Source organism: Falsibacillus albus (assembly GCF_003668575.1).
Lineage (GTDB): Bacteria > Bacillota > Bacilli > Bacillales > DSM-25281 > Falsibacillus > Falsibacillus albus.
Window position 1 is genome coordinate 355,135 of sequence record NZ_RCVZ01000001.1, and the last position, 14,086, is coordinate 369,220.

At 41.2% G+C, this 14,086-nt stretch carries 15 protein-coding genes; 12 read left to right on the forward strand and 3 right to left on the reverse strand.

All coding sequences use genetic code 11. The annotated features are described in order from the left end of the window. The first annotated feature begins 150 nt into the window (after positions 1-150). The 3 genes from greA to D9X91_RS01735 all read left to right on the forward strand — a co-directional run bounded on the left by greA (position 151) and on the right by D9X91_RS01735 (position 3,266). Positions 151-627 carry a transcription elongation factor GreA gene (greA, locus tag D9X91_RS01725; protein WP_121678822.1) on the forward strand — a complete coding sequence of 159 codons (477 nt, stop codon included), beginning with the start codon at positions 151-153 and terminating at the stop codon, positions 625-627. A gap of 107 nt (positions 628-734) precedes the next feature. Then, positions 735-2,507 carry a peptidoglycan D,D-transpeptidase FtsI family protein gene (locus D9X91_RS01730; protein WP_121678823.1) on the forward strand — a complete coding sequence of 591 codons (1,773 nt, stop codon included), beginning with the start codon at positions 735-737 and terminating at the stop codon, positions 2,505-2,507. Between the two features lie 63 nt (positions 2,508-2,570). Next, a complete protein-coding gene (locus D9X91_RS01735; RefSeq protein WP_121678824.1) occupies positions 2,571-3,266 on the forward strand; it encodes a YrrS family protein in 696 nt (231 codons plus the stop codon). A gap of 91 nt (positions 3,267-3,357) precedes the next feature. Here the strand turns inward: D9X91_RS01735 and D9X91_RS01740 are convergent, their stop codons facing one another. Next, positions 3,358-3,567, reverse strand: a complete 210-nt coding sequence (locus tag D9X91_RS01740) for a YrzA family protein (RefSeq protein ID WP_121678825.1) — start codon at positions 3,565-3,567, stop codon at positions 3,358-3,360. 167 nt (positions 3,568-3,734) lie between these two features. Between D9X91_RS01740 and D9X91_RS01745 the strand changes: the two genes are divergently transcribed. The 6 genes from D9X91_RS01745 to D9X91_RS01770 all read left to right on the forward strand — a co-directional run bounded on the left by D9X91_RS01745 (position 3,735) and on the right by D9X91_RS01770 (position 8,553). Beyond that, positions 3,735-4,373 (forward strand): class I SAM-dependent DNA methyltransferase, encoded by a 639-nt coding sequence (locus tag D9X91_RS01745; protein WP_121678826.1) that lies wholly within the window; start codon positions 3,735-3,737, stop codon positions 4,371-4,373. Positions 4,374-4,388: 15 nt separating this feature from the next. Next, positions 4,389-5,084, forward strand: coding sequence for a 5'-methylthioadenosine/S-adenosylhomocysteine nucleosidase (gene mtnN, locus D9X91_RS01750; RefSeq protein WP_121678827.1), 696 nt, complete (start codon positions 4,389-4,391; stop codon positions 5,082-5,084). Between the two features lie 28 nt (positions 5,085-5,112). Further along, entirely contained in the window at positions 5,113-6,036 is a 924-nt protein-coding gene (locus tag D9X91_RS01755) for a PLP-dependent cysteine synthase family protein (protein ID WP_121678828.1), read from the forward strand. Next, entirely contained in the window at positions 6,037-7,173 is a 1,137-nt protein-coding gene (locus D9X91_RS01760; RefSeq protein WP_121678829.1) for a bifunctional cystathionine gamma-lyase/homocysteine desulfhydrase, read from the forward strand. Positions 7,174-7,313: 140 nt separating this feature from the next. After that, complete coding sequence (locus D9X91_RS01765; protein WP_121678830.1) at positions 7,314-7,562, forward strand: YrhC family protein; 249 nt, start codon at positions 7,314-7,316, stop codon at positions 7,560-7,562. 847 nt (positions 7,563-8,409) lie between these two features. Further along, positions 8,410-8,553 (forward strand): YrzI family small protein, encoded by a 144-nt coding sequence (locus D9X91_RS01770; RefSeq protein ID WP_121678831.1) that lies wholly within the window; start codon positions 8,410-8,412, stop codon positions 8,551-8,553. Between the two features lie 299 nt (positions 8,554-8,852). Here D9X91_RS01770 and sigK read toward each other — a convergent pair whose 3' ends face one another. After that, on the reverse strand, positions 8,853-9,578 hold the full coding sequence (sigK, locus tag D9X91_RS01775) for an RNA polymerase sporulation sigma factor SigK (protein ID WP_121678832.1): 726 nt from the start codon (positions 9,576-9,578) through the stop codon (positions 8,853-8,855). A gap of 473 nt (positions 9,579-10,051) precedes the next feature. Here sigK and D9X91_RS22980 point away from each other — a divergent pair, with 473 nt between their 5' ends. Continuing rightward, positions 10,052-10,186: a hypothetical protein gene (locus D9X91_RS22980; protein ID WP_267900795.1), complete on the forward strand. Its 135-nt coding sequence runs from the start codon at positions 10,052-10,054 to the stop codon at positions 10,184-10,186. Between the two features lie 230 nt (positions 10,187-10,416). Then, entirely contained in the window at positions 10,417-12,198 is a 1,782-nt protein-coding gene (locus tag D9X91_RS01780) for a M3 family oligoendopeptidase (RefSeq protein ID WP_121678833.1), read from the forward strand. 205 nt (positions 12,199-12,403) lie between these two features. Here D9X91_RS01780 and pssA read toward each other — a convergent pair whose 3' ends face one another. Then, on the reverse strand, positions 12,404-12,943 hold the full coding sequence (gene pssA / locus D9X91_RS01785; protein ID WP_121678834.1) for a CDP-diacylglycerol--serine O-phosphatidyltransferase: 540 nt from the start codon (positions 12,941-12,943) through the stop codon (positions 12,404-12,406). A gap of 123 nt (positions 12,944-13,066) precedes the next feature. Between pssA and D9X91_RS01790 the strand changes: the two genes are divergently transcribed. Then, a complete protein-coding gene (locus tag D9X91_RS01790; protein WP_121678835.1) occupies positions 13,067-13,846 on the forward strand; it encodes a phosphatidylserine decarboxylase in 780 nt (259 codons plus the stop codon). The last annotated feature ends 240 nt before the right edge of the window (positions 13,847-14,086 follow it).

Genomic DNA, 14,086 nt, shown 5'->3' on the forward strand with positions numbered 1-14,086 from the left:
GATAACATAGATAAAAATATAGTAGTGATTATCATTATTTGCTCATTCATGCGCGCCCTGATAAAGGACGCGCTCTGATTTATCCCAATGACATGATGCAAGACTACATAGTGGACCTGTTGGTTCTGAATTAAGAAGGAGTGAAGGGTTTTGAGTACAGAAAAAGTATATCCAATGACCAAAGAAGGAAAAGCAAAGCTGGAAAATGAATTAGAACAATTGAAATCCGTAAAGCGAAAAGAAGTTGTCGAGAGAATAAAAATCGCTCGAAGCTTTGGGGATCTTTCCGAAAACTCTGAGTATGATTCAGCGAAAGAAGAACAAGCTTTCGTTGAAGGCAGAATCACAACTTTGGAAAACATGATCCGTAATGCCAAAATCATCCAAGAAGATGAAATGAACTCTGATACGGTTTCCCTTGGTAAATCAGTTACATTTATCGAGCTCCCTGACGGAGAGGAAGAAACGTATACAATTGTGGGTAGTGCAGAAGCTGATCCATTTGAAGGGAAGATTTCCAATGATTCCCCGATCGCAAAAAGCCTGCTTGGCCATAAAATCAATGACAAAGTAACGGTTCAAACTCCAGGCGGAGAAATGTCCGTTAAAATAACAAACGTACAGTAATTGAACTAAAAGAGACTGGGACATTTCCCGGTCTCTTTTTTCGTGCCATCTTCGAATTGACTAATATTCACCAAATTCGTCAAAAATGATGATGAGGTGTTTTTTATATGCGGACAAAAAGGTATTATGCACTGGGCATCGGCATCGTTTTTGGCATTAGTGTACTGATCTGGAGGCTGAGCTCAATTCAACTGCTCAACACAGAAAACTATTCCAAGCATCATATTAATCTAATTGAAGAATCTGTAGCGCAGCGGACACAGGAATTGGTGCTGAATAATGGGAGGGGACAGTTTTTGGATTCCACCGGAAAGCCATTATCTTATGAAGATAAGAATGTACTTGTCCTGTTTCCCTTTTTAAAGAATACAACTTGGAAAGTCGATGAAGTCGCAAGGATTTTAAATATTTCACAAGCAGAATTGGAAGGGTCCATCCATTCAGCAACAAAACCATTTATCTATGGGGGGAAACACCCTATAGAATTAAATTCAACACAGGTGAACTCAATTAATGACTTGAAAATCCCGGGGTTATTTGCGGTGAAAAAATCTTTCGCCAGTAAAGAAAATTTAGCAGAGGACTTGATCGGATTCACCTCAAAAAATAAAAAAGTGTATAAAGAGTTATATCCCGATCGAAAAGATATTGATATTCCACCTATTGGTGCAACGGGTCTCCAAAAGACTTTCGATGAATTCCTGCTTCCGGATGGTGAGGCAAAGCTCATCTATCATGTCGATGGGGAAGGCAAACCGTTATTTGGAAATCAAGTGAAATATATCGAGCCTGCCAATCCATATTACCCGGTCAATATTCGGACAACCATCCATTCAAGTCTTCAAAAAGGAATGGAAGAAGTTCTCCGAAAGGATAATGTCCAAAAAGGAGGGGCGGTATTGCTGGATATTGAAACAGGGGATGTGTTGGCGATGGCTTCCATGCCTGATCGAAATCCGAGTGATCCTTATAAAAATCATGGGTCTGTCAATTATATGCTGACTCAGGAAACGCCTGGATCAGTGTTTAAAACGGTCGTTGCAGCTGCTGCCATCGAGAAAGGGCTGGTAACATCTGAAGAAACATTTCCTTGTGATTTAGATTTGTATGGGAAGCCTGCTAAGCGTAATCTGGGAACCTTGAATTTTGAGGAAAGCTTTTCGCAAAGCTGCAATCGCACTTTTGGAGGATTGGCCAACAGGGTGATGGACAATGATCAGGGGGCTATCGAGAGTTTTGCAGAAAAGCTCGGTCTAATCGGTGATATCGGCTGGCATGGCGATATCTATCATTTGTCTGACTTTCATCAGCTTGCAATGGATAATGGAAGGATATTTATTTCGGAGTCCAATAAAAAGGACCATAATTTTGTGGCACAAACCGGGATAGGCCAAAAAGACGTAAGCGTGACTCCGCTAGGTGTGGCAAATATGATGGCGACGATTGCGAGAGGCGGGGAGAAGAAAATGGCCAAAGTGGTTTCTGCCATAGAGTATCAAAACGGCACCAATATGATAGACTTTCCATCAAAGCAAGCAGAGGGTGAAGTGATTTCACCTTTTACAGCCATGAAGCTGCAGCAGCTTCTTCGTAAAGTCGTAACGGGCAATAAGGGGACAGGAAAGAGCTTTCAGACGCTTCCAGTGCAGGTTTCCGGAAAATCCGGTACAGCACAAACAGGCAATGGCGATTCATACAACAAATGGTTTGCAGGCTATTTTCCATATGACAAGCCTAAGTACTCACTAGTCGTTGTTAATTTAGGGGTAAAAGAGAATGAGGGGGGCATAAATCCAATTTTCTCTGATTTAGTACAAATGATATATGATCAATCCAGTAAAGGAGTGCTTGAGGCGCTTTCCAATGAGAAGAAAATGTGATAAATTCCTTCATGTAAATATAATATCATGGTATGATATTGACAATGAAATGGAGGGAAAGGCATGCCAAATGATTATAATTCATACGGCTCCCGCTCTTCAAACAGAGCGAAGCGCCGCAAAACGAATATAATATTAAATACATTGATAATTATAGTGATCATTTTGATTTTAATTGTAGGAGGCAAAATTTTTCTTGGCGGCAAAAAGGACGAGCCCCAGGAAAAAACGGCAAGTACTCACCAGAAACAAAGCGAACCCCAAGGGAAAAACAATGATAAAAGCAGCCAGGACAGCAGCAAGGATAGTGCTGATAAAGATAAAAAAGACTCAGAATCTCAAGGTGATTCCGATAAACAATCAAAAGAGGATGATCAAAAGGATCAATCTTCAGCAGATTTAGGAAAAGCGAATGAAGTACAAGATGACAGCGGTGACCCAAATGTCGAAAAGACGTACGAAAACCCTGATTGGAGCGCGGTGGGAACCGAGCAGTCAGGCGCTCACGAATCTTCATGGGACAAGGGGACCGTTGATTGGAATGAGAAAATCAAGGCCGTTTCTTACGCAACGGGACTTCCGCAAGGTGATATGACGGTTTGGTACGTTGAACACGGCAGTGATCCAGCCAAAGATGCCATCGCGACCGTAACCTCAAAGGATCAAAGCAAAATTTACCGTGTCTTCATTACATGGGAAGATGGAGCCGGCTGGAAACCGACGAAAGTTCAGCAACTGAAGCAAAATGATAAAGGATGATCCTGCCTGGATCATAGGATAAACAAAGGATGGCCCCTTGATTGGGGCCATCCTTTACTCTTATATTTGGAATTGTGAAGGCTGGTCCGGTTCAGCCTTTTTTTAGCTTAAAGTGCACCACTGCCGAATAAAATTTCCTGCCATCTGCATCCACATGCATTTGATGGCCGACATGATGCACTTGGAGCATAATGGCTTTATTATGCTCGATCTGTTCATTGATTTTCTTTTCTAGGCCAGTAAGATCTTGAGCCTCAAAAAATTCAACTTTATCTTCGATCATATCAAAATGAAAGTTCATAATCCTTCCTCCTTCTACCTATGGCTATATTTTAATGGCCCTAAGCAGTACACATCAAGAACTATTTTATTGATTGATTCCAAGAGTTATGTTAGAGTATTAACAGTTTTTAAATTAATTCATACTATACTGATAGGAATTATATAAATTAGTGGGGGAGAACATTCATGGGACGTGAATTTTTAGATTTATTCCAAGATTGGGCGGAGTCTTACGATGATTCAGTCACTGGTCATGATGCTGAATATAAAAAGGTCTTTGAATATTATGAGCAAATATTGAATACCGTTGCTGAAAAATCCTTCGGTACAGTGTTGGAATTCGGGATGGGGACAGGAAACTTGACGTTGAAGCTTATTCAAAAAGGTTTAAACGTCATTGGAGTTGAACCATCCAAGGAAATGCGGGCCATCGGTGAGAAAAAAGTAGCGGATGCTGCTGTCGTCATTGATGGGGACTTCCTTCAATTTGATATCCCTGAAAACGTTGATACAATTGTAAGCACGTATGCCTTTCATCATTTAACAGATGAAGAGAAAGAAGAGGCGTTTGCAATCTATGGCTCTTTGCTCCAAAAAGGTGGTAAAATAGTTTTTGCAGATACGATGTATGAAACGAAAGATGCGCATGATGCAGCCATTCAAAAGGCACTCGATAACCAATTTAATAATTTGGCGGAAGATCTGCAGCGAGAGTATTATACGACGATTCCAGCATTGACAGAAATTGGAGAAAAGAATGGTTTTTCCATTTCTTTCAGTCGATGCAACGAATTTGTTTGGGTGATGGAAGCAATCAAAAAATAGAAAGAGGTATCATCAATGAAGGTAGCAATTATAGGAGCAATGGAAGAAGAAGTAGCTTTATTAAGAAATGAAATAACGGATCCTGCTGTTGAAACGGCAGCAGGCTGTGAATATACGACAGGAAAAATGAACGGAGTGGATGTTGTTCTCCTTCGCTCGGGCATTGGGAAAGTGAATGCTGCGATGTCAACGGCTGTATTGTTGGAAAGGTTCAAACCTGATGCTGTGATCAATACAGGATCAGCAGGCGGCCTCAATCCTGACCTGAATGTAGGCGACGTCGTGATTTCAACTGAGGTGCGCCACCATGACGTCGATGTAACAGCCTTCGGCTATGAATATGGGCAAGTGCCGCAATTGCCTGCAGGATTTACAGCAGATGCCAAGCTTATGCAGGTTGCTGAAGATGCAGCTAAGGAAACTACGGAAGCAAAGGTTGTAAAAGGGCTGATTGCAACAGGTGACTCTTTCATGAATGATCCAGTCCGTGTCGAGTATATAAAAGGGAAATTTGTCGAATTGCAAGCAGTTGAAATGGAGGCTGCTGCGATTGCCCAAGTGGCTTATCAATTCGGTGTCCCATTTGTCGTGATTCGTTCCCTCTCGGATATCGCCGGGAAAGAATCAGATGTTTCCTTTGAGCAATTTTTAGAAAAAGCCGCATTGCATTCTGCAAACTTAGTCATGAAGATTGTATCTTCTCTGAAATAATAGGTCATATAACTAAGGGGGATGTGGAATGGATGTTTACAAAAATGTACATGAGTTGATCGGTCGCACGCCGATGATGGAAATCACTCATTTTAACATGCCGGAAGGGGTCCGGCTATTTGCGAAGCTGGAGTTTTTAAACCCTGGTGGAAGCATAAAGGATCGACTTGGGGTCGAGCTATTGCAAGAAGCGCTGAAATCAGGCAAAATTTCTCACGGTGGGACGATCATTGAGCCCACAGCAGGGAACACAGGGATCGGATTGGCGCTGGCGGCAGTCAATAGCGGTGTCAACGTGATGTTCTGTGTTCCGGAGAAATTCAGCATGGAAAAGCAAGAGCTGATGAAAGCGCTCGGGGCAGAGGTTGTTCAAACCCCCACTCATCTAGGAATGAAGGGGGCAATTGAAAGGGCTAAGCAGCTGTTGAGTGAAATCCCGAATGCTTATTGTCCACAGCAGTTTGGCAACCCGGCTAATCCCGAAACTTATTATAAGACGCTGGGGCCGGAAATCTGGAGACAGCTGGATGGACAAGTCCATATGTTCGTTGCCGGAGCTGGAACAGGCGGAACCTTCATGGGAACTGCCAATTTCCTGAAGGAGAAGGATTCCGGGATTAAGACGGTGATCGTAGAACCAGAAGGATCCATCCTTAATGGAGGAAAGTCTGGTCCTCATAAAACGGAGGGGATCGGTATGGAATTTCTTCCTGGCTATATGAATACGGATTATTTCGATGCCATCCACACAATTTCCGATGAGGATGCTTTCGAAAGAGTGAAGCAATTAGCTTCTAAGGAAGGACTGCTTGTAGGCAGTTCATCAGGGGCGGCGCTGCATGCCGCACTGCTTGAAGCAGGAAAAGCAAAAGCGGGCACAAATATAGTGACGATTTTCCCTGATTCAAGTGAACGCTATTTAAGTAAAAAAATTTATGAAGGCGGGATATAGATGCGTAAAAAAACACAATTGATCCACGGCGGGATTTCCAATGATCCTCAAACAGGTGCGGTATCCTTTCCTATTTATCAAGTAAGTACGTACAAACAAGATGGTGTAGGCAATTTTAAAGGATATGAATATTCCAGGACCGGAAATCCGACCCGAAATGCTCTGGAAGAGTTGATCAAAGATTTGGAAGGCGGCAAAGCAGGGTTTGCCTTCGGTTCCGGAATGGCCGCCATTACGGCAATCATGATGATGTTCGACAGCGGTGATCATGTGATCCTGACGGATGATGTATACGGCGGGACTTATCGCGTCATGACAAAAGTATTGAATCGCCTGGGGATTTCTTCGACATTCGTCGATACAAGCAACCCGGGCAACATTGAAAAAGAAATCCGCTCCAATACGAAGGCGGTATATATTGAAACACCGACTAATCCATTGCTGAAAGTAACGGATGTAGAAGAAGCGGCACGCATTGCAAAAAATCACGACCTATTAACGATTGTCGATAACACGTTCAGCACACCATATTGGCAAAATCCGATTGAAAATGGGGCTGATATTGTCCTGCATAGTGCAACAAAATATTTAGGCGGCCATAGTGATGTAGTAGCAGGACTTGTCGTCGTCAATTCCGAGGAACTGGCTTCAGATCTTCATTTCATCCAAAATTCAACAGGCGGAGTTTTAGGGCCGCAGGATTCATGGCTATTGATCCGTGGAATCAAAACATTGGGCGTCCGGATGGAAGAGCATGAGGAAAATACGAGAAAAATCATCGACTTCCTTCAAGAGCATCCAGCTGTTAAAAAAATCTATTACCCTGGACTTCCTTCGCATCCTAATCATGAAGTAGCGAAGAAACAAGGCAGGGGCTTTGGTGGAATGATTTCATTTGATATCGGCAGTGAGGAAAAAGCAGATCAGCTATTGAGCAAGGTCAAGTATTTTACTTTGGCAGAAAGTTTGGGAGCGGTCGAAAGCTTAATTTCTGTCCCTGCTAGAATGACCCATGCTTCCATCCCAAGAGAACGCCGCCTAGAATTAGGCATTACAGATGGATTGGTAAGGATATCAGTAGGTCTTGAAGATGCAGAAGACTTGATTGAAGATTTAAAACAAGCACTTGAAAAATAATATCTTAACTAAGAGGATGTTCTGATGAGCATCCTCTTTACTATTTTCTTCATGTCTTCCCTTTAATTACATCCTGAAAATACACATATCTATGTTACAGTATATTTATAGGTCAATAGTCACGGAAGAGGTGTAATGACATGAAGAAAATTTACGAGAAAATGATGGATTATAAGCGTTTTGCTTTTATTCTTTTAGCACTCAGTGCTTTTTTATATGCTGGCGTCGTGATCCCGGCAGCCGGCAAAACAATGGTTAAAGAATATTTATTGATGGGAAGCACTGCCGCTGTGATTATATTCGCAGGCGTATTCTTCTTCCAGTCCACCAAATTAAAGAAAATATTGGCGGAGTCAGAGGAAGGCCAGCAATTTTTATTTAAGAAATAGGCTCTGTTAAACAGCGCTGTTGATTTCCACGCAAGTCTTCGCTTTCCGCGGGCCACACAGGAAGTGAGGTCGTTCGATGTTGGCCGAACTTAATCGAACATCCGCCTATTTCCTCCTCGCTTCGCTGCGGGGTCTACCTGACTCCGCTTTTCCCGCCGGAGTCTAAGGACTTGCGCTCCAATCAACAGCTTGAAACAGGCTAAAATCAACAATAAGCTTAAACATAGCCAACAAATAAAAATATCAATTTTTAGAGAAAAGGAATCGAGAGGAATTCTCGATTCCTTTTGTCATTTTCTTTACTTATAGATTTTGTTAATTGTTGTTGCTATTGAACAAAGGTTGAGTAAGGTTGATTTCTGCTACGGGATGCTCGCTTTCCGAGGAGACTCCCATCTTACCGCTCCAATCAACATATGAGGAAATTTTAAAAAATAAACAAAGAAAGAATTTAAGCATTCTAACACTGTAATGTTTTTTTGTCCGATTACCACATTCAAAACATGATTGTGTTTTTGCTAGTGAAAAGCTTTTATTTTAAAAAAATTCCAAAAAAGGGTTTACAACGAATGAATAATTGGATATACTTACCATTGTGAATAAAATCAAAAGGAGGCTGGAGAAAATGTTTGAAAGCAAATTGACACAAATACAATTTCATACTAAGTTATATTCGGCCTACCCCAAGGTATTGTTCGCATAATAATTGATCAAACATTATCATGCATATCCGACCGCAGGACGAATGTAGTTTTCTGCGGTCTTTTTGATGTTTAAAACACAAGAGGCCTGGGTCTTCTTGTGTTTTTTTGTGGATATGAATTTAGACCAATAGGAGGTGATATAAATGACATTGAATATTTTATTTATGACGGTAACGATTAAAAAACGTCAAAGATCATTCGAAGAGTTGGAGCATCAAAAATCAGTGAAGAAGTTTTACGAACAAAATCGTGATAAACATCATGAAATCTTTAGCCGTATGCTGTAATAGTATGCTTTCTAAAAATAGGAGAGGAGAATGGTACATGGCAATCATACAAGTGAAACGTCTGAATGCAATTTGGATGGAGAAAGATACAGCATAACGACCCTGGAAAAGGCGGGTGGAATTATGTCTTTGTATGTTTTACTGCTCACTGCTTATCTGAGAGTATTTGTGAAACGGTCATGATAGGCTGGGGTAGCGAAGATCTGATATTGTGTCATCATTGTTGAACAATAAAGGGTGATGTCAATAAGCCTTCATTCGATGGCTTTTGGCATCACCCTTTCTATTATCGCACAAGCTTAATCTTTTTGAAGTTTATTTCTTTTTTCTTTTTCTGCACGGTAAAATTCATGGAACATTTTCATCAGGGCCCTTTTTTCGATCCGGGATACGTAACTCCTTGAAATCCCTAATTCCTTGGCTATTTCACGCTGGGTCTTTTCTTTTTTTAAATCCAGACCGAATCGGCCGATGATTACTTCTTTTTCCCTGTCGTCAAGCACGCTGATGTATTCTTTGACTTTTTCAAGCTCCATGCTCAGCTGGATCGTGTCGATTACATCCTCTGACTCTGATTTTAGGACATCGATCAATGAAATCTCATTTCCTTCCTTATCCTGACCGATGGGATCGTGCAAGGAAACATCCTTTTTTGTCTTCTTCAAGGCGCGAAGATGCATCAGGATTTCATTTTCAATGCATCTGGCGGCATAGGTTGCCAGTTTGGTTCCTTTTCCTTCTGAGTAGCTTTCGATTGCCTTGATCAATCCAATGGTCCCGATTGAAATAAGGTCTTCGACATCTTCACCTGTGTTCTCAAATTTTTTGACGATGTGTGCGACCAATCTTAAATTATGCTCGATCAACAGATTTCTTGCCTCTTCGTTTCCTTCTGCCATCAAGCGCAAATACTTGCGTTCTTCACTGGCTGTCAGCGGCTGGGGGAAGGCGTTATTTTTCACATAGGATACTAAAAAGACGAGTTCTTTAAGAAAATACCCTAAAGCAGTAAAGATTCCGGACATTTCACTCACCCCTAATTAGGACTATTGCCTATAAATAATGCTTATGATTGGATGAGTTAGTTCGTGCAGGTCCATAAGAATCTACTTGAAATTATTTCCGGAAAAGAGGTTTGGGTAGAGGGGGGGAAAAGAAGGCATAAAAAAAGAAATTAAGGGAAATTAATAGGACGGTCCTGTTTCATTTCACTTAATTTCAAACTGGTTTTCCCTTTGCCTTCACAAGCAGGGCACGTTTTCTTTAAAAATCCCATTCTTGAAATGGTTCCTTGACCATTGCATTTCCTGCATATACCGACAACCTTCAACTATTCGACCGCCTTTCTTTTATTTATAGTTATTATTATAACATATTCTAAATTCCCAATATTGTTCAGAAATTTGATATATATATTTTATCCTATGTTACATTGGCCTATACATATTTGTCTATTTGTCATAATTTATAGTACGGAAATAGAAAGGGAGGAATATGTGTGTACGGATATCCAGGATTTTGTGGACCGGGCTATCCATTTGCCTATGGCGGAGCCCTATTTGCTCTTGGGATTGTATTGCTTGTACTGCTGCTGATTTTTGGCGGCTGGTGGTTTTTTTCAGGTTGTTTTTAAATGGTCGGGAGACGCTGGTCGTTTCCCTTTTTTGCTTGGTCGCCTTTGCGATTGACGGATCAATCATCCAGTATGAGACCCGAAACCAGCCGGAGAAGAACGGATCAGGTCTCAACCCTTACTTCCATAATTTTTGCCTCTAAGCAAGTCCCCCACTCTTCGTTCAAATTATTAGAATGTTTTTACAACTGGAGATATAATGGAAATATCATGATAAAGGGGGAATTAGATTGACAACAGATACATATTCTTTGAAATGGGATTTGGATGTTTTTTTTACGGGAGGAAGCAGCTCTCCACAGTTTTATGAGCATATGGACTCATTGGAGAAGAACCTTTCTGATTTTGAAAGGAAGATCGAAGGTTGGGATATCCCCAAGAGTGAATATGAGGTTGAACCCTTCCTGGAAATCATACATAATTTCCAATTGGTCGGAATAAAAATGAGGCAGGCGGGGGCGTTCGTAAGCTGCTTGCAGGCACAGGATACTTCTGATAAAAAGGCAGTTGAATTAAGAGGAAAGGTATCAGTGCTAAGCTCAAAATTCCAAACGGCCTTGACAAACCTCGATGACAAATTGAAGAAAATCAATGACCAAACATGGAAGGCGCTGCTTGAACAGGAGCAGCTTGAAGAATTGAGTTTTATTTTAAATGAGAGAAGAGAGGAAGCAGCCAAAAAGCTCCCTCGAGAACAAGAAGCGCTGATCAATGCATTAAGTGTTGATGGATACCATGGCTGGGGAGAAATGTATGACACCATTGTCAGTAAAATCCGCATTCCTTTCGATGGCAAGGAGTTGTCAGTCGGCCAGTCAGCAAACAAGTTTTCTGACCGTGAAAGACATGTAAGAAAAGAGGTATTCGAGAACTGGGAAACCGCTTGGGGGGAACAAGCAGAGTACCTTGCCAATACGTTGAACCACTTGGCTGGATTCCGTTTAAGCGTGTATAAGCAGCGCGGGTGGGATGAGGTATTACAAGAGCCATTGAGCTATAACCGTATGAAGAAAGAAACCCTTGATGCAATGTGGGGGGCCATTGCGGATCTTAAAGAACCGTTTGTTCAGTTTCTGGAGCGAAAAGCAAAGCTCCTTGGGGTCGATAAGCTGAGCTGGTTTGATCTTGATGCACCTGTTGGTGAAGCAGATTCGTCATACAGCTATCAAGAGGGTGCAGAGTTTATCACAAATCAATTCAGTCAATTTGGGGAAAATCTCGCAGAATTCACGAAAAATGCATTTGAGCAGCGCTGGATCGAAGCGGAAGACCGCCCTGGAAAGCGTCCAGGAGGGTTTTGCACATACTTTCCTGAGTCCAAGCAGTCAAGGATATTCATGACTTATTCGGGTACACCATCCAACGTGTCGACCCTGGCTCACGAACTTGGTCATGCTTTCCACTCTTACGCGTTAAAAGACACCCATCCATTGAATCGGAATTATGCAATGAATGTTGCCGAAACAGCTTCAACTTTTGCAGAAATGATCGTCTCCGATGCTTCGGTGAAGGAGGCAAAATCGAAGGATGAAAGGATTTCTCTGCTGGAGGACAAAATTCAAAGAAGCATTGCCTTGTTGATGAATATCCATGCACGCTTCCTTTTTGAAACCCGTTTTTATGAAGAAAGGAAAGAAGGCCTTGTCAGCCTGCAAAGGTTGAATGAGCTGATGGAAGAAGCCCAGAAGCAGGCTTATGGAAACTCACTTGAGCAATACCACCCATTATTTTGGGCATCCAAACTGCATTTCTTCATTACAGGGGTTCCATTTTATAATTTCCCATATACGTTTGGATTTTTGTTTTCACTTGGAATCTATGCAAAAGCGCTTGAAGAAGGGAAAGGCTATGAAGGGAAATACATGGCGCTGCTTCGTGACACCGGCTCAATGTCGGTCGAAGATCTTGCTGAGAAACATTTGAACGTTGATTTAACAAAAAGGGAGTTCTGGGAAAATGGGTTGAAACTATGTGTTGAGGATGTCAATGAGTTCTTAAGGTTGACGGAATGATCCGCGGATCAGTTGAGACCCCGCAGCGAAGTGAGGAGACTTACCGCCCCCCTCGAAAAGTGAAGACTTGCACGGAAATCAACAGCGGTAATTAACAAAGCCTACAATTAAAATCGGCATTAGGATTTTAATAACAATATTTGCGGAAACAGCTTTACAAATGAGCCAAAAACAAAAGACTCGTCGATTTTGACGAGTCTTTTATTTATATCTTTTTCAATGTAAAGGATGAAATCATTAGAAACGACAACGCAATAATAATGAACAAATATAAGTGCGAAGGCAGAACAGCATTAAATAGATATCCCAATGTTGCAAGACAGCCAGCTGCTGTAATAGGCAAACCTGTGAAATAGCCGTTGCTTTCCGTAATGTTGAACCTTGCTAAGCGAAAAGCACCGCAAGCGATATAGAGAACTGTGAAAAATATTCCTGGAAAACCAAAATCCTTTAAGATTCCTTGATATAATAATAGTGCCGGTGCTACACCAAAAGAAATGACATCACTCATAGAATCCAGCTGTTTGCCGAGTTCCGATTCTATGTTCAATTTTCGGGCGACCATTCCATCAAAACGATCGGTAAGCGCAGCGACGAAAATAAGTATGACACTTAAACTCAGCTGCCCCTGTGTGGCAGCAATGATGGCAAATCCACCTAGACTGAGGTTGGTCAAGGTCAAAAGGTTGGCAGTTTGTGATTTTAATTTCTTTATGGTCTGGTCAACTACATCGGATAAAAACAAATAACTCACTCCTTAATTTAAACAAAGGAACCATCTTATGATATTTATTGTATAATAATATTTTATTATAAGCCTATTATTCATAAAAGTTAAGGGGTATCAGATAATTTTGGAGGGAATATTTTGAAGTCGTTCATATATAAACGCTTGATTGAACTGACGAATGGAAGAATCACTTCCAGTCTCATAAAAAAATTTGCAGGATCAAAGTCCAGCAAATGGATCATACCATCATTTGTTGATTGGTACAAAATCAATCAAGATGAAATGCTGCTTCCATTGACTGAATACAACACCTTGCATGATTTATTCATTAGAAAACTTCAAGCCGAGGCTCGACCGATCGATCAGAATGATAAGTCTGTCGTCAGCCCTGTAGATGCAGTAGTCGAGGATATGGGGGAAATTAGTGAAGAAGCGGAAATCATCGTGAAAAATAAAAAATATTCAATCACTGATATGTTGGGCAAGGAGGAAATCAAAGGGAAGTATATTGGCGGGACGTTTCTTGTTTTATATTTAAGCCCTTCCCATTATCACCGGATACATAGCCCGGTTGACGGAATGGCGGTCCGCCAATATTCTCTTGGTCAGAAGTCGTATCCAGTCAATAAGTATGGGTTAAAATACGGTAAGGAGCCTCTATCGAAGAATTTCCGCAAAGTGACGGAAATTCGTACACAAGCCGGCCATGTCGCTGTTGTTAAAGTGGGGGCGATGTTTATAAATTCGATCGAAATGGTAAAGGATGATAATGATTGGAAAAAAGGAGAAGAAGTTGCATATTTCTCTTTTGGTTCAACGATTGTACTTTTATTTGAAAAAGGGATATTTATTCCGGAAGAGAACATTCGCATCCCTTATGATGTAAGAGTGGGGGAAAGAATCGGGAAGCTGAAATAAAGGTTCTTTTCGAAACAAAATCTTTGGGAAAAGCTCTTTTCTCAAACTTTGTTGCTTTTGCCATTAAAATAGGGTTATATATGCAATGTTGCACCTATAAAATGGCGTGATTAACGAGAAAAGAGATCCTATATTTAATGCGCTAATCATTTATTTTGGGTTAAAATCGGCAATAAGATTTTAACAACAATCTTTACGAAAACAGCTAAAATAAAAGAGTCTCTGCAATGACAGAGACTC